We start from the raw sequence: 15,667 nt of genomic DNA on the forward strand, positions 1-15,667 counted from the left end.
CCTCATTTTGCTATGCGTTTACTGGTGACTAGCTTTCCAGGTCGGCCAGAATCCGTTCTTGATGCTTCCTTGCGCTCTTGTACATGGCATAGAGCATGACTGCGATGCCGACGAATACCGCGAGGGCAAGAGGGAGTGCGATTAGGACGTCCGTGACCCAGAAGACCTCTGAAATGCCCACGAGCATGATTTCGGCGAGGATCTGCGTGACGAACAAGATGATGCCCGCCCCAACTCCGCCTACTGCGGCGATGCCGACTGCGGTGCTGGCGGGAAAGGTGTCGACGTTTACGAATTTCGGGTAGCCCATGATGCCCTTCTTCGTTTGCGCAATCGTTGCGTACATGGCGCAAACGACGACGATCAGGCAAAGCGCCATGCAGATGGGGCTGATGTAGAGGAAGGGCGTGCGGTCGAGATCGTGCATGCTTGCCGCGGTGTCGAGCGATAGCATGAAGTACGACAAGATGAGGTTGAGCGCCAACATGAGGTGGAATGCGCGCTTGTTGATGCGGTTTGCCTCCATTTCCTCGCGTTCGTCTGCCATGACGAAGAATTCTTTCCAATGCTTGATGGCATTCATGGTTACCCCTCCTGGGTCCAAAACAAATCGTTGAGCGTTACGTTGAGTTCCTTGCAGATGGCGATGCAGAGGTTGAGCGTGGGATTGTAGCCACCGGCTTCTATGAGGCCAATGGTTTGACGCGTGGCCCCAACCTTGGCTGCAAGTTCGGCTTGGGAGAGGCCTGCTCCGACGCGCGCTGCTTTCATCTTCAAATTCTTGTTCCCATCCATAAGGTCCCTCCTTTCGCATTGCCATATCTATCGTTCATGATGTAAGAAATATATTGCATAAATGAGATGATGTCAAATATATCTTGCACAATGTTTGGAAAATCAGTCATAACGTTATAGAGGCATCACATTGGTTGCCGCTATGGAAAGGGCGTGGGGTTGTTTATTCGCGGTACAGGATTTTATGCTCGCGCAAGGAGATTGGGTGGTATACTCTCTCCAGCCTAATTAGCCGCGGCCCTTTGGGGCATTCCGTAGTGCAGCGGAACGCGGGATATGTTCATTGCACCGGGCGTGCGGGGTGGCTGCCGTTGCGTCGACTACAAGAAAGGTGCAATGGTTGGCCATGGCTGAATCTACTTGCACGAATACCTGCAAACGCATTTGCGAAAACGAAACCGCAAAGAAGCTGGCGAACGACCTTGGCGTTGATAATCCGTTGATGGTGTCCGACCAGGGGCCTGCGCCCGTTGAGGGCGACACGGGTGGCATTATGTCCGTGAACATTGCGCCGAAGAAGGGCATGCGCAAAGCTCCCGTCGAGCAGGGCGTCATTCACCTGAACGCCGATTATGGCGTGGAGGGCGACGCACATGCGGGCGATTGGCATCGCCAGGTTTCGTTCCTTGCCGAAGAATCCATCCAGGTGGCACGCGATAATGGGCTCGATGTGGGCTATGGCGATTTTGCCGAGAATATCACCACGAAGGGCATCAACATCAAGCAGATGCCGCTTGGTACCTTGCTCGAGGTGGGGGATGCCCTGGTCGAGGTTTCCCAGATCGGGAAGATCTGCCATACGCGTTGCGCCATCTATTACCTTGCGGGCGATTGCATCTTCCCACGTGAGGGCGTTTTCGGCTGGGTCGTAAAGCCTGGTGACGTGCGCGTGGGCGATGAAGTGCGCGTGGTGAAGCTGGGCGATGGCACGGTTAATCGCGCCCTTTCCGACAAGCCGCTGTAGCCTACTCGCTTCGTTCTGGTTCCAGATATGCCCGCATGCGCGCGTTGACGTGCACGCGGGCATTTTCGTAGCGCATTATTTCTTGGGATAGCTGCCTTTACGCGTGCTCATGAGCGCTTATCAATTATTTCTATTACGCGAAAGCGAGCGGCATGCGTATGCTATTGAGGTGTTCGCGTAAGCGTTTTCCCCAGGTTCGAAAGGCTTGATATGACGTATCGGAAAGAAACGGAATGCGTGCAGGGTGGTTGGCAACCGGGAGACGCCCAGCCGCGTCAGGTTCCCATCTACCAGAACACCACGTGGCGCTATGCCACGAGCGAGCATATGGGCCGCTTGTTCGACCTGCAGGAATCCGGGTACTTCTATACGCGCCTTCAGAATCCCACCAATGATGCCGTGGCAGATAAGATTCGCCAGTTGGAGGGTGGTGCAGCGGCCATGCTTACCAGCTCGGGGCAGGCTGCCAATTTCTTTGCGCTCTTCAACATCTGCGAGGCTGGTAGCCATATCGTTGCGAGCTCGGCTATCTATGGTGGTACGTATAACCTCATTGCCGTCACCATGGCCAAGATGGGCATTGAGAGCACGTTCGTTTCCCCCAGTTGCACGAAGGAAGAGCTGGAAGCCGCATTTCGTCCGAATACGCGCGCGGTCTTTGGCGAAACTATCGCCAATCCAGCGCTTGCCGTTCTGGATATCGAGCTGTTTGCCCAGGTCGCTCATGAGCACGGGGTGCCGCTTGTCGTGGATAACACGTTTCCCACGCCCGTCAATTGCCGTCCGCTCGAGTGGGGCGCCAACATCGTCACGCATTCCACCACGAAGTACATGGATGGCCATGGTGCCGCGGTGGGCGGCGCCATCGTCGATGGGGGCACGTTCGATTGGATGGCCCATGCGAGCAAGTTCCCTGGCTTGTGCACGCCCGACGAAAGCTATCATGGCGTGGTGTATGCGCAGGACTTCGGCAACGAGGGTGCGTTTATCACCAAGGCGACGGCGCAGCTCATGCGCGATTTCGGGTCCATCCCCTCGCCTCAAAATGCCTTCATTCTGAATCTGGGCTTGGAGAGCCTGCATGTGCGCATGGCCCAGCATTGCAAAAACGGCGAAGCAGTGGCCCAGTACCTCGCATCGCATCCGAAGGTTAGCTGGGTGCGCTATTGCGGCCTGCCAAGCGACCCGTATTACGCCTTGGCGCAGAAGTACTTGCCGAACGGCGGTTGTGGCGTAGTGAGCTTTGGGGTTGCCGGCGGCCGTGCGGCTGCCGAAAAGGTTATGGGTGGCTTGAAGATGGCAAGCATCGCAACGCATGTGGCTGATGCGCGTACATGTTGCCTGCATCCCGCGTCGAGCACGCATCGCCAGATGAGCGATGCTGAGCTGGAAGCGGCTGGCGTAGCCCCCGATCTCATTCGCCTCAGTTGCGGCATCGAGGCAGCCGAGGATATCATTGCCGATATCGACCAGGCCCTTGCGCTTCTGTAATGCCGTTTTCGACCGCCCCGTTGGCTTTGCCTGTCGACGGGGCGGTCTGCCGTATGCGCTTCATGCGCGTAAGCGGCTTGTTTGTTTCCGCTCTATTGGAAGGTGAGCATCATGCCTATTCGCATTCCCGATGCGCTGCCCGCAACCGACCTGCTTGCACAGGAAAATATCTTCGTGATGACCGAGTATCGCGCCATGCATCAGGACATTCGTCCTTTGCGCGTGGTGCTGCTCAATCTTATGCCCACCAAGGTTGCCACGGAAACGCAGATTCTCCGACGCCTCTCGAACACGCCGCTGCAGGTGGAGATTACGCTGCTGCGCATGGCGAGCCATGCTGCGAAGAACGTCTCGGAACAGCATCTCGATACGTTCTACCGTACGTTCGAGCAGATCGAGCATGAGCACTTCGACGGCATGATCATCACGGGTGCGCCGGTGGAGCGTCTTGAATTCGAAGACGTGGACTACTGGCCCGAACTTTGCCAGATCATGGAATGGGGTGCGACGCATGTGCATTCGACGCTTCATATCTGCTGGGGTGCGCAGGCGGGCATGTTCTTCCACTACGGCATTCAGAAGCATGAGCTTGAACAGAAGATGTCGGGCGTGTTCAGGCATCGTCGTATCGTGGATAAGGTTACGACGCCCCTGCTGCGTGGCTTCGACGACATGTTCTGGGCGCCTCACTCGCGTTACACCGAAGTGCGCACGGCCGATATCGAGGCTCATCCGAAGCTCGATTTGCTTGCCGTTTCGGAAGAGGCGGGCGCGTATCTTGCGAAGAGCTCCGACGATCGCAACATCTTCGTGTTTGGCCATCCGGAATACGACCGCTATACCCTGGGCAATGAATATGAGCGCGATGTTGCCAAGGGCATGTTCCCGCAGGTGCCTAAGCATTATTATCCCAATGATGACCCTGCTCAGCCGCCGTATTCGTTCTGGCGGGCCCATGCTCAGCTGCTGTACACCAACTGGCTGAACTACTACGTGTACCAGACCACGCCCTACGATGTTCGCTTGGCTGGTGGCAAGGAGGACCGCGCGCTGTAGGGGCCTGGGTGCATCGTGCGCTATTGAGTCGCGTCGATGCATGCCCCTCGAGGGAGCCCTTGCAAGAAAGAGGCGCTGAGGTCGCGCAAGGTCGTAACCATTGCCTTCCACTCTGTGCGTTTGCACCCCCTTTCCTGTACGATAACAGCGAGGGTTTTGCATGATGGCCGCTATAAGCGGAGATCGTAGGCGTCTACGGTTGGGCTCGGTAATCATGACGGTGGGGGTGACGGCATGACATGTAGGACGATGAGGGCCATTCTGGTTTCGTTGTTCGCGGTGGTGGCGCTTGCGTTCGCGATTGCTCCAGCGCTTGCATATGCAGACGAGGCAACTCCTGTGTATCAGACGCTCGACGAGTTGTCGGGCAAGCGCATTGCCTATGTGAATGGCAGCGTGTACAACCAGGCCGTTCAGGGCCGCATCGACGGCACTACTGAGGAATTCTATCCGTCGCTTGCCGAATGCGTTGCTGCCGTGGAGGCAGGCAAGGCCGATGCGGCGGTTCAACTTTCGTATTGCTGCCAGCTTGCCGTGAACAGGCGCCCGGGTACGGTGACGCTGCTGCCCGATCCGGTCGTCTCTGTGTCCGAAGGGTTCTTCTTCCCGCGAGGCTCGGCTCTTACCAGCCAGTTCAACGACGTCATCAAGCGCTTTTCCGAAGATGGGACTCTGAAGGAGCTTGAGGAGAAGTGGGTCGCGGCAGACGATTCGGGCAAGACCCTGCCCGAACAGGACTGGGACGCGCCTAACGGCACGCTGAAGTTTGCGACTTCGGGCGTTATTGAACCCTTCTCATACGTTGGCCAAGGCGGGCAACCCAAGGGCTACGACGTTGAGTTGGCCCTGCTCATCGCTCGTGAGCTTGGCTACCATTTGGAAGTGACCACCATTCCTATGGATTCCATCTTCGCTGCAGTGGACACGGGCAAGGCCGATTTCGGCGGCACCCTCACGAACACGCCCGAACGCGCCGCCGTATGCGACTTCAGCGAACCCGTCATGCCCACCACCATTTCGGTCATCGTGAAGTCCGAAGAGTCGGCTGAATCCGCGGGGCTCTTCGGCGGAATCGCGACTTCTTTCCAGCGGACCTTCATCGAGGAGGACCGCTGGATGCTCGTCCTCTCTGGCCTGGGCGTTACCATTCTCATTAGCGTGTTCTCCGGCGTGCTTGGCTTGCTGTTGGGGTACGCCACCGTGCTGGCGCGACGCAGCGGGGTGCGCTGGGTTGGCAAGCTCGTGGATGGCTACCAAGCGCTCATGGGCCGAATCCCCATCGTGGTGGTGCTCATGCTGTTCTACTACGTGGTGTTCGGCTCCGTAGACGTTGCGGGCGAGCTCGTGGCGGTTATTGCGTTTACCCTGGCGTTCGGAGCCACCGCAGGTGCAACTATGTGGACGGCCGTGAAGGGCATCGACGTCATTCAAGAGGAAACGGGACTTGCGCTGGGCTACACCCGCCGGGAAGTGTTTTCCAAGATCGTCTTCCCGCAAGCTCGTCAGCAGTTCACGCCGCAGCTTATGGGGCAGTTCGTGAACTTGGTTAAGGACACTGCGATTGTGGGCTATATCTCGGTAACCGACCTTACGCGTGCGAGCGACCTCATTCGTGCCCGTACGATGGATGCGTTCTTCCCGCTCATCACGACGGCGGTTATCTACTTTCTGTTCTGCATGCTTCTGGCTTACGTGCTGCGCAAGATTACCGCGAGGCTCGATGTCACGAAACGCCCTCGCGAGATCCAAGGAGTCGATGAGAGATGAGCCTCATAGAGATAAAGCATTTGCGCAAGGAATATGGCGACGTCGTGCCCCTGAAGGACGTAAACGCTACCGTGGACGAGGGCGAGGTCATCTCCATCATCGGGCCTTCGGGTACGGGCAAGTCGACCCTCATTCGATGTCTCAACCGCTTGGAGACGCCTACCTCGGGTCAGATCATTGTCGATGGCATTGACATGTGCGCGCCCGACGTAAACCTGCCCATGATGCGCCAGAAGATGGGCATGGTGTTTCAGAACTACGCCCTGTTTAATCATAAGCTCGTCATCGAGAACCTGATGATGGCGCCCATGGACCTGCTTGGCATGTCCAAGCAGGAGGCCTACGACCAGGCGCTCGACCTGCTGAAGATGGTTGGATTGAGGGATAAGGCGCTCAGCTGGCCGCATGAGCTTTCCGGGGGGCAACGCCAGCGTGTGGCCATCGCACGCGGCTTGGCCATGAATCCCAAGATTCTCCTGTTCGACGAGCCCACGAGTGCTTTGGACCCGCAGATGGTATCCGAGGTTCTCTCCGTTATCACCCGGCTTGCCGAGCGGGGGCTTACGATGCTCGTGGTCACGCATGAGATGCGCTTCGCTCGCGACGCAAGTACTCGCGTCTTCTACATGGACCAAGGTGAGCTTTGGGAATCGGGTACGCCGAAGCAGATCTTCGAGAACCCTCAGCGACGCAGAACGCGCGACTTCGTTTTCCGCGTGCGCAATTGGAATTGGGAAATTCACAGCATCGACTACGACTACGCCGCCATGATGTCGTCATTCGAGGACTTCTGCGCGCGTCAGTTCCTGGGGCATCGCATTATGTATGCATGCAAGCTCGTGCTAGAGGAATCCACTTCAAGCATCCTTATTCCATTGGCGAAAGAGTATGGACTCGTCGATCCACGCATCGCCTACGAGCTTTCCGTAGGGGAGGGTGGCGAGCAAGCGGACTTGCGCGTTGACGTGGGTGAGCTTGCCGCTTGCGGTGTCAGCGACGAAGAGCTTAATGCGGTTGCCGACGATATTTCGAAGCGTATTTTGGAGAGCGCGATCTCGCGTTACTACGTGGACGAGTCCGGAGCGCCTCATTACGTAATTGGCTAGGACCATGCCTCGTAGGATCGCGTTGCCTTTGGCCTAACTTTGAAGATCGGCGCAGTCGTTTTCCGAAAGGACCTCTATGCCTGCGTCTATGAGTGCTTGAGCTGCCTTGCCCATTCCGGGTACGAGTGTGCCAGAAAACGTGCCATCGTAGATGAGTCCCTTACCGCACGAGGGGCTCTTACTCTTCAGGATGGCTTGCGTGCAGCCGTGTTCGCGCGCTATGCGTACCGCTTCAGCCGCACCTGCTTCGAAGGCTGCGGTTCTGTCGATGTCGTCTGCGTCTACGACGCGACCGCTGGGTTGCAGTTCGGCGCATGCGCGTGGCGTGGGTAGGCCCGCCATGACTTCGGGGCAGATGGGGATGAGAGTGCGCGTGTTGGCTAGCTTTCGTACGGCGGGGCAAGGGTAGTCCTTGCCGTCGTAGCGACACGGTTCGCCCATCAGGCATGCGCTTACGAGTAGGGGCGGTAGGTCGTTGCTCGTCATGCGTTCGGTCGAGATCCTTTCGTGCAGGCACTCTTGTCGTTGGGTTGCCTGCTTGGCCCCCGGGCGGCCTATAGCTGCTTCTTCATGCGCAGTGCCGCGACCAGCTGAAGCGCACCCAGGATGAAGTAGATGATGGACAACCCATTGGGGATGAGCACTAGTTCCGTGATGGTCCAGATAAGCAGCATGATACCCGCAATGGCGCACCAGGCAATCCAGGCGGATTCGTTTCCTCGGGATTTCACTGCGAGCGCGATGATGTTCGGCACGCCGTTCACGAGCAAGAGCGCTAATCCTGGCCAGAAATGGCTCGTGAAGAACACGTCGTGGAAGGGGAATGGGTCGTAGATCGACAGTGGCATCCAGTCGTTCCAGCTAAGGGGCAGCGAGACGAGCGCACTTGCCATCATCCACGCTCCGCACAGCGGTGCGAGAATGCCATTGAGCCAATTCATGAAATAGCTGAACTTTCGTGCCATGACGACCTCGTTTCTAATCCAGGTTCCGAACGCTCTTCGAAAGTGCGATAACCATTGCAATTGCGATGATAAACAATCCGTCAATCGAGAAGAAGACGGGCGTGCTCGTGGCTTCCGCGATGCCGCCGCCCAGTGCCGTGCCAATGGGAATGGCCAGCCCGGTCATGGCGGTGAACAGGCCCATGACGCGGCCGAGTTTTTCTTCGGGAATGCCCTTCTGAAGTAGCGTCATGAGCGGGGCATTGAACCAAGCGCACGCAATGGCAAGCGCTCCCATGCAGGTGAGGAACCACCAGTAGCCATCGCTGGGGATGAATCCCGAGACAAATGCGCCTGCGCCCACAATGAATGCAGCGACAATGATGATGCGCGCGAGCTTGTGTTGCGGGTTGATTGCCATGAGTACGAGCGCGCCTACGAGCATACCCGTGCCGAATACGGCTGCGAGCAGGGAAGCTGCAAAACCGTCGCCCCCAAAGTGGCTGGAAACCATAAGCGGAAGGAGCGAATCGATGGGGCCGTATGCAAGCATGCCCAGCGCCACGGCAACCGTGAGGATGAGCAGGCCGGGTTGCACGGCTAGTGCCGAGGCGCCTTCCTTCAGGCTCTGCCATGCGCCTGCTTTTTCATGCTTCAGATGCTTGGGAAGTTTTGCCAGGAACATCGTAATGACGGCGACCGTTGCGCCGATGCCGCCCAGTAGGATGGAAGCCTGCAAGCCGAATGACGTGTATAGCAGAATGCCCAGCGCAGGTGCTGCGATCATCGAGATGCTGCCCAGGAGCGAGTCCATGCCATTGATGCGCATGAGGTGGCGTTCGGGTACGAGCAGAGGCATGGTCGCATTGAATGCGGGGCCTCGGAAACCTGCAGTGATGCCGAATGCCGCGCAGAACAGGCCGATGGCCATTACGCTGGGTCCTGCAAGGGCGATCCATGCCGCGATAGCCAGGCCGCTTGCCGCGAGAATGGCGTCGCAGGCAATGATGATAGCCTTGCGGTTGTACTTGTCGGCTATCACGCCACCGAAGGGCGAGAGCAGGCCCATGGGTAGGAAGGCCAGTACGTACATGAAAGCCAGAACGGAGGGTGAGCCCGTGGTTTCGGTAACGTACCAGATGCCCGAATAGCTTGCGGCGTTGCCGGCAAAAGCAGAAACGGCATACCCTCCCCAAATGAGGGCGATGCGCGGCAGCCAATCGCTCGGCAATGCATGTCCGCCTGTTGCCAGGTTGGCTTCCTTTGCCGATTGCTTGCCGGTGTCGGTGCTTTTGTTGACGGTCTTTTCGCTCATGCTGTTTGCTTCCCGTGTGGGCGCGCATTATGCGCGCTTTGATTCAACCCCTAGTGCGATTCTACTCTGCTATCAGCGGATTCTCTGTGTGCTGTGGGAAGTCGTGACATTTGTCATGGACGATTGTGATTTTATTCACTGACGCACGGAATTGCGGCGGCGCACAATGAGCTTGTTGCTGGTAGATGGAGGAAAGTGCCATGGAAAGTAAGAATCTAGACGCCATTCAGACGATTGCCAAGATCTGCAGGGTGGTTAGCATCATCGTGTTCGCCTGCTGCCTAGCTGGTGGCATCTTGTGCGTTGTCGGCATGGCTTGCGTGGGTACGCCTGACCTTATTACGGTAAATGGCGTTACCGTGCATTCTATCGTCGACCTTTCCGCCGATGTAAACCTTGGGGTGGTATATGCATCCTTGCTCACGGGCCTTGTCTTTTGCATCGCAGGCTGCGTTTTGGGCAAGCTTGCGAAGCGGTATTTCGACCATGAATTGGCAGCGGGTACGCCGTTTACGTTCGAGGGTGCGAACGAGATAATGCGCCTGGGCATCTTCACGGCTGTCATTCCCCTGGGCGCGCAAATTATTGCCCATGTTGGCTGCTCTGCCATGGCGCGTTACTTCGAGGGCGTTACCTGTCCTTCCGTCGAGGTGTCTACCTCGTTTATGTTTGGCGTGGCGCTCATCGTAATGAGCGTGATCTTCCGATATGGCGCCGAGCTGCGCGTGCAATCATAATAAACGGGAACCGAACGAAGGTTTTTCTCGAGCTCGTTTTCGCCCAAGAGAGGGCAGGATAGATGCATTACCGTAATGCAGCATGCTATAATGCATTACGGTAATGCATTCCTTTTTTTTGGGGTGGTTGGCATGGACGCAACATTGAACGTTCGTATGAGCACGACGCTTAAAGAGCGTGGTGATAAGGTTCTTCGCCAGAATGGCATTAGTACGTCCATGGCAGTTCGCGCGCTGTGGCAGGAATTGGCTTCTACGCGCGAGCTACCTGCGTTTTTACGCGAAGCCTCTTCCAATGCCCAGGAGGTCGCTTCGAGGAAACGGGCTCTCGAATCGCTGGCAGGCATCGCTCAGGGGTCGTTGACGAATTGCACCGACGACGAGCTCGATGCGTTGGGGATGGCCCGCTATGAGTAGGGTCCTCATCGATACGAATATCTGGGTTGATATCGTGCTGAATCGCCCGAATCACGTTGCGGAATCGAAATGCGCCGTCATGGCTTGCTTCGATCAGGGCGATGAGGTGCTGGTTCCCGCTACGTCACTCAAGGACATCTTCTATTTTGCGGCAAAATCGGCGGGCGCCGATGCGGGCTATGCGGCTGTTGGGTTGGTTTTGGAAATAGCCACGATTGTCCAAGTTGACGAATTGGTCTGCAGGAATGCCCTTTCGCTGGAACGTCCCGATTACGAAGATGGCATAGTCTCCGCGTGCGCGCTTGCCGAGCAGGCGAGCGCCATCGTTACGCGTGATGCCGCTTCTTTCAACGACCTTCCCATCCCCAAATACTCCCCAGCGGAATTCCTGGCAGTGCGGGGGTATGAACCGGTATCGGTGTAGTTGCGCGTTGCGTCAGCGCACATCATGACATTTGTCATGGGTGGTAGTGATTTCCCTCACTGGTGTGGGGTTTTGGCACGCGGCACAATAACCGTAGTAATCAACGGAGGAAGGATTTGCTATGGCGATTGTGGACGTTCGCAACCTCGTGAAGCGATACGGGGACGTGCTTGCGCTCGATCACTTCAATCTGAAAATCGAGAAGGGCGAGGTCTTTGGCTTGCTGGGGCCCAATGGCTCGGGCAAGACGACGGCCATCAACTGCATCCTGCAGCTGCTTACGTATGACAAGGGCGAAATCGAGCTGTTCGGTAAGCCCATGAAGCCTACCAGCTACGACTTGAAGCGCCGTATTGGCGTGGTTCCCCAGGACGTTGCCGTATTCGAAGAGCTTACCGTGCGCGAGAATATCGACTACTTCTGCGGCCTGTACATCGCCGACGCTTCGGAACGCAAGCGCCTGGTGGACGAGGCAATCGAGTTCGTGGGGCTGCGTGAATACGTGAAATTCCGCCCCCGCAAGCTTTCCGGTGGCTTGAAGCGCCGCCTGAACATCGCCTGCGGCATTGCGCACAAGCCCGAGCTCATCTTCTTCGACGAGCCCACGGTGGCCGTGGATCCGCAGAGCCGCAATTCCATCCTGGAGGGCATTCAGCGCCTGAACGCCGAAGGCGCCACGGTGGTATACACCTCGCACTACATGGAGGAAGTCGAGCAGCTCTGCAACCGCATCATGATCATGGACCGCGGCGAGTCGCTGGCGGCGGGCACGAAGGACGACCTGGTGCGCATGGTGTCTACGGGCGAGAAGATCGAGATCGAGGCTCCCGATCTTCCGGGTGGCACGCTCGATGCGCTGGGCGGGCTTTCGTTCGTGCGCCGCGTAACGCATGACGGAGCGACCATTCACGTGCTGTGCGATAACGGTCCCCATAACCTGGCGAGCATTCTGGGCGTGCTGCAGGAGCGTGCCGTAGTCTTCGGGCGCGTGTACTCCGAGCCTCCTACGCTCAACGACGTGTTCTTGGAAATTACGGGCAAAGAGCTGCGCGACTAGGGGCGAGGCCAATTCTGGTGGCGCATTTGCTCCTTGTTTCGCGCGCGGCGCGGGCCAAAGCCCGCTTGGCGCGAAGGCGGCGCAACTGCACTCGCCCGAATCGCCCTCGCTGACCTTAGTCCTGAAGGAGAGGCTGAGAAACGTGATTAATACATTCAAATACACGGTGCTGTCGATATTGCGGGAACGCAGCGTCGTAATCTGGGTCATTCTGTTTCCGTTGGTGCTGGCGACGCTGTTCAATGCCATGTTCTCGGGGCTCGACGATGCCGCCTACGACCTGCCCGTCATTCCCGTGGCCGTTGTTGACGAATCGGAGGGCCAGGCCGGCGATGCGTTCGATGCCACCATGGATGCGCTTTCCGATGGCGACGATGCGCTGCTCAGCGCCACGTACGTCGATTCTGTCGATGAGGCGCGCGCATTGCTGAAATCGGGCGACACCATAGGCGCCATCACGCTTGACGCCGAGGGCTATCCCAGCCTGGAGCTTTCCCCGAGCGTGGGTGACGTGGGTACCTCTATGGAGCAGGTCAAGCGCACCGTGCTTGCCGACGTCATCGACGATTTCTGCCGGTCGCGCGCGGCCGCCGAGGACATCATCGCCAACGACCCGGCGGCGCTAGCGAATGCCGACGTGGTGGATTCGTTCTCGGATCACAGCGCGTATACCCAGGAGCTGGCGATCACGCATAGCAAGACCAGGGAATCCGTGCGCTACTTCTATGCGCTGCTGGGGTTTGCGGCGCTCATGGCCGCGATGGTGGGGCTCAACGCGGTTTCCCGCGTGCAGCCGAATATCTCTCCGCTTGGAGCGCGTCGTGCGCTCAGCGGCACCAGCCGCGCTCGCATGCTCGTTGGCTGCATCCTTGCAAGCTGGGTCGTGAGCTTCTGTGCGCTGCTCGTCGCCTTCGCCTATATCCGCTTCGTTCTTGGCGTCGAATTCGGCGGTCGCGAAGGGGAGTGCGTGCTTGGCTTGGCCGTTGCCGCTCTTATGTCCACCTCTCTGGGTGCGCTTATCGGCGCCATTCCCGGGGTTCCCTTTAGCGCCAGGGGTGGTATGCTCACGGGCATTACCTGCCTGTTGTCCCTGTTTGCGGGCTTGTATGGAACGCCCTCCATGCATCTTGCCGACCAGATTGCTCACGATGCCCCTTGGATGGCGCTGGTGAATCCGGCAAAGCAGGTAACCGACCTGTTCTACAGCCTGTACGTTTACACCGACCTGACCCCGTTCTTCCAGACGATGGGCGTTCTGCTGGTGGCAACTGCCGTCTTCGCCCTCGCTGCTGGACTGCTCATGAGGAGGCAGCGCTATGCAAGTCTTTAAGGCCGCACTCAAGACGTTTTTCCGTCACCCTATTTACCTGCTTATCTATGTGGTTTGGCTGTCGTGCATGGGCCTGTTCATGGGCATGAGCGTGAACGACGTTGCATCCGACGAGTACATCGAACGTCCTACCGTTGCCGTGATCAACCGCGATGGAGGCGAGCTCTCGGCAGGCTTGGAATCGTTCGTGCACGATAATTCCGAAGCCGTTGACGTGGAGGATAGCGAGCGAGCGCTTCAAGATGCCGTAATGCAGGAGCGTGCGAACTACATCCTGATCATTCCGGAGGGCTTTTCGGATGATTTTGCCGCCCACGCAGGCGACGTTGATGCCATACCTCAGCTTCAGACGGTCGTGAGCACGCAGTCGGCCGAGGTCACGATGATGGATAACCTGGTAGACGAGTATCTGAACGTTGCCCGTTCCTATACGCTGGCGCTTGCGGACGGTACGCAGGCCAATGTGGTCGAGCGAACTGACGCTGCCATGGAACATGCCGCCGACGTGGCCGTGGTGCAGGTGGCCGATGCCGCGCCCGTTTCGAATGGCTTCTTGCTGTATCTGCAGTTCGCAAGCTATACCATCCTGCTTTCGATCTCCATCTGCTCCGCCGTGGTCATGTCGCGCTTTGGCCGCGAGGAAACGCGTCGTCGCATTGCCTCGTCGCCCGTTCCCCAGCTTTCCGTTAGCGCGCAAATTGCGGCTGCATGCTTCGTCATCATGTTCGTGTGCTGGGCGTTCGTGACCGCGTTGGGGCTGGCAGTCTTCGGAGGCAAGCTTGCGGGCGTCGGGGCCGATGTCATTGCAAGCGCCCTCGTCTCGCTGTTCTGCTATTCGCTCTTTGGCCTGGCGTTCGGCTTCTTCTTGGGGCAGATTACGAACAACGAGCTGGTGATGAACGCCGCAACGAACATCATCGGCCTCATTATCTCGTTCTTGGGTGGCGTTTGGATCTCGCTCGACTTAGTGGGTGAGCCCATCCTGACGATTGCCAAGTTCACGCCTTCGTACTATTACAACGAGGCGCTCCACGTGGCGTTCGATGCGACTGGTGGCGGCTTCGTGCCGGCGGTGCTTTCGAACCTGGGCATTGTGTGCCTGTTCGCCCTGGCAGTATTCGCGGTCGGCATGGCGATTTCTCGCCTGAAGGTTGGTAGAATGGGCGTATGGAACAGCTCATCGACAAAGGCCTCATCGCACTCTGCTGTCTAACGGCATTCCTTACGCTCGCCATTGATGCGTTTACCTTCGGGGGGTTCCTCGTCGCGCTTGCGGTCTCCGCGCTCGGCGAGGTACTCCCTCGTTACGTCCGCATTGCGCTTGCCGTGGGCTACTGCGCCGCGGCGCTTGCGTGCCCCCAGCTCATCGCCTTCCTGCCGCTCATCGCCTACGATTGCATGCGCGATGCGCTGTGGCCAGTGCGACTGGCCTGGGCGGTCCCGCTGCTGGCTGGCCTTCGTGCCTGGTCGGCGCTGCCCTGGGCCATCGTGGTGCTCATGTGCGTGGTTTCCGCCGTACTGGCGCGGCGCACCACGTCGCTTGTCGTAGAGCGCGAGCATTTTCGCGTGCTGCGCGACGATGCGCGCGAGGCTTCTATGAAGCTCGAAGCGCGCAATCGCGACTTGCTTGAGGCGCGTGATCTTTCTGCTCAGGTGGCCACGTTGGCCGAGCGCGGTCGCATCGCTCGCGAGATTCACGATAACGTGGGGCATCTGCTCACGCGCGCCATCATGCAGGTCGAGGCGCTCAAGGTGGTGCACGAGCAGGAGCCTGCGCTGGCGGGGGAATTCGATTCGGTTGCCGTCACGCTTCACGAGGCAATGAAGACGGTTCGCTCGAGCGTGCACGATTTGCGCGACGAGGCCACGGACCCTCGCAGTCTCATGCAGGCTGCGCTCGATGGGTGTGGCGTTCGGGAATCGCATTTGGAATACGACGCCAAGGCACTTCCGGCCGATGTGGCGCGATGCTTCGTTTCCATTGTGCGCGAGGCGTCCACGAATACGTCCAAACATAGCGATGCCACGCGCATAGACGTGCACGTGCGTGAGCTTTCCGGCTTGTTTCAGCTGGTCGTGCAGGATAATGGTACGTCTGGTGAAGCCGCGGCTGGCGCGGGCTCGGGCATGGGCTTGCAGACTATGGACGATCGCGTGCGCGCGTTGGGCGGAACCCTGCGCGCGGGGTGGCAGCAAGATGGTGGCTTCCGCGTTTTCGCGACGGTTCCCCGGCAGTAGCGTGGTTGACATGCCGCGCGGATGGA

Annotated in this window: 17 protein-coding genes; 12 read left to right on the forward strand and 5 right to left on the reverse strand. The window is 58.3% G+C overall.

From position 1 onward, the window contains the following. Window positions 1–28: 28 nt before the first annotated feature. Window positions 29–583 carry a hypothetical protein gene (locus AAY81_RS03025; RefSeq protein ID WP_066661218.1) on the reverse strand — a complete coding sequence of 185 codons (555 nt, stop codon included), beginning with the start codon at window positions 581–583 and terminating at the stop codon, window positions 29–31. A gap of 2 nt (window positions 584–585) precedes the next feature. Further along, complete coding sequence (locus AAY81_RS03030) at window positions 586–795, reverse strand: helix-turn-helix transcriptional regulator (protein ID WP_066661219.1); 210 nt, start codon at window positions 793–795, stop codon at window positions 586–588. A gap of 346 nt (window positions 796–1,141) precedes the next feature. Here AAY81_RS03030 and AAY81_RS03035 point away from each other — a divergent pair, with 346 nt between their 5' ends. The 5 genes from AAY81_RS03035 to AAY81_RS03055 all read left to right on the forward strand — a co-directional run bounded on the left by AAY81_RS03035 (window position 1,142) and on the right by AAY81_RS03055 (window position 7,179). After that, window positions 1,142–1,759: an MOSC domain-containing protein gene (locus AAY81_RS03035; RefSeq protein WP_338030603.1), complete on the forward strand. Its 618-nt coding sequence runs from the start codon at window positions 1,142–1,144 to the stop codon at window positions 1,757–1,759. 210 nt (window positions 1,760–1,969) lie between these two features. Further along, window positions 1,970–3,250, forward strand: a complete 1,281-nt coding sequence (locus AAY81_RS03040) for an O-acetylhomoserine aminocarboxypropyltransferase/cysteine synthase family protein (RefSeq protein WP_066661221.1) — start codon at window positions 1,970–1,972, stop codon at window positions 3,248–3,250. Window positions 3,251–3,361: 111 nt separating this feature from the next. Continuing rightward, window positions 3,362–4,306 carry a homoserine O-acetyltransferase MetA gene (gene metA, locus AAY81_RS03045; RefSeq protein ID WP_066661223.1) on the forward strand — a complete coding sequence of 315 codons (945 nt, stop codon included), beginning with the start codon at window positions 3,362–3,364 and terminating at the stop codon, window positions 4,304–4,306. 234 nt (window positions 4,307–4,540) lie between these two features. Then, window positions 4,541–6,073 carry an ABC transporter substrate-binding protein/permease gene (locus tag AAY81_RS03050; protein ID WP_082867834.1) on the forward strand — a complete coding sequence of 511 codons (1,533 nt, stop codon included), beginning with the start codon at window positions 4,541–4,543 and terminating at the stop codon, window positions 6,071–6,073. Further along, entirely contained in the window at window positions 6,070–7,179 is a 1,110-nt protein-coding gene (locus AAY81_RS03055; RefSeq protein ID WP_066661228.1) for an amino acid ABC transporter ATP-binding protein, read from the forward strand. The genes AAY81_RS03050 and AAY81_RS03055 overlap by 4 nt, the downstream gene beginning before the upstream one ends. Window positions 7,180–7,212: 33 nt before the next feature. Here the strand turns inward: AAY81_RS03055 and AAY81_RS03060 are convergent, their stop codons facing one another. The 3 genes from AAY81_RS03060 to AAY81_RS03070 form a co-directional block, all read right to left on the reverse strand. After that, on the reverse strand, window positions 7,213–7,665 hold the full coding sequence (locus tag AAY81_RS03060) for a 2-thiouracil desulfurase family protein (protein ID WP_066661230.1): 453 nt from the start codon (window positions 7,663–7,665) through the stop codon (window positions 7,213–7,215). Between the two features lie 68 nt (window positions 7,666–7,733). Next, window positions 7,734–8,144, reverse strand: coding sequence for a hypothetical protein (locus tag AAY81_RS03065; protein WP_066661237.1), 411 nt, complete (start codon window positions 8,142–8,144; stop codon window positions 7,734–7,736). Between the two features lie 13 nt (window positions 8,145–8,157). After that, on the reverse strand, window positions 8,158–9,438 hold the full coding sequence (locus tag AAY81_RS03070) for an MFS transporter (RefSeq protein ID WP_082867835.1): 1,281 nt from the start codon (window positions 9,436–9,438) through the stop codon (window positions 8,158–8,160). 200 nt (window positions 9,439–9,638) lie between these two features. Between AAY81_RS03070 and AAY81_RS03075 the strand changes: the two genes are divergently transcribed. The 7 genes from AAY81_RS03075 to AAY81_RS03105 all read left to right on the forward strand — a co-directional run bounded on the left by AAY81_RS03075 (window position 9,639) and on the right by AAY81_RS03105 (window position 15,641). Then, a complete protein-coding gene (locus AAY81_RS03075) occupies window positions 9,639–10,175 on the forward strand; it encodes a hypothetical protein (protein ID WP_066661239.1) in 537 nt (178 codons plus the stop codon). 132 nt (window positions 10,176–10,307) lie between these two features. Beyond that, the gene (locus tag AAY81_RS03080) at window positions 10,308–10,592 is read left to right on the forward strand and encodes a type II toxin-antitoxin system RelB/DinJ family antitoxin (protein ID WP_169815783.1); all 285 of its coding nucleotides are present in this window, start codon (window positions 10,308–10,310) and stop codon (window positions 10,590–10,592) included. Further along, window positions 10,585–11,016, forward strand: a complete 432-nt coding sequence (locus tag AAY81_RS03085) for a PIN domain-containing protein (protein WP_066661243.1) — start codon at window positions 10,585–10,587, stop codon at window positions 11,014–11,016. The genes AAY81_RS03080 and AAY81_RS03085 overlap by 8 nt, the downstream gene beginning before the upstream one ends. 121 nt (window positions 11,017–11,137) lie before the next feature. Beyond that, the gene (locus AAY81_RS03090) at window positions 11,138–12,073 is read left to right on the forward strand and encodes an ABC transporter ATP-binding protein (RefSeq protein ID WP_066661245.1); all 936 of its coding nucleotides are present in this window, start codon (window positions 11,138–11,140) and stop codon (window positions 12,071–12,073) included. A 142-nt stretch (window positions 12,074–12,215) separates the two neighbouring features. Then, complete coding sequence (locus tag AAY81_RS03095) at window positions 12,216–13,403, forward strand: ABC transporter permease (RefSeq protein WP_066661246.1); 1,188 nt, start codon at window positions 12,216–12,218, stop codon at window positions 13,401–13,403. Then, complete coding sequence (locus AAY81_RS03100; RefSeq protein ID WP_066661247.1) at window positions 13,390–14,616, forward strand: ABC transporter permease; 1,227 nt, start codon at window positions 13,390–13,392, stop codon at window positions 14,614–14,616. Before AAY81_RS03095 ends, AAY81_RS03100 begins: the two co-directional genes overlap by 14 nt. Next, a complete protein-coding gene (locus tag AAY81_RS03105; protein ID WP_066661248.1) occupies window positions 14,571–15,641 on the forward strand; it encodes a sensor histidine kinase in 1,071 nt (356 codons plus the stop codon). Before AAY81_RS03100 ends, AAY81_RS03105 begins: the two co-directional genes overlap by 46 nt. Window positions 15,642–15,667 lie beyond the last annotated feature (26 nt).

Origin of the sequence: Denitrobacterium detoxificans, assembly GCF_001643775.1 — a bacterium.
In the GTDB taxonomy this organism is placed as follows: domain Bacteria; phylum Actinomycetota; class Coriobacteriia; order Coriobacteriales; family Eggerthellaceae; genus Denitrobacterium; species Denitrobacterium detoxificans.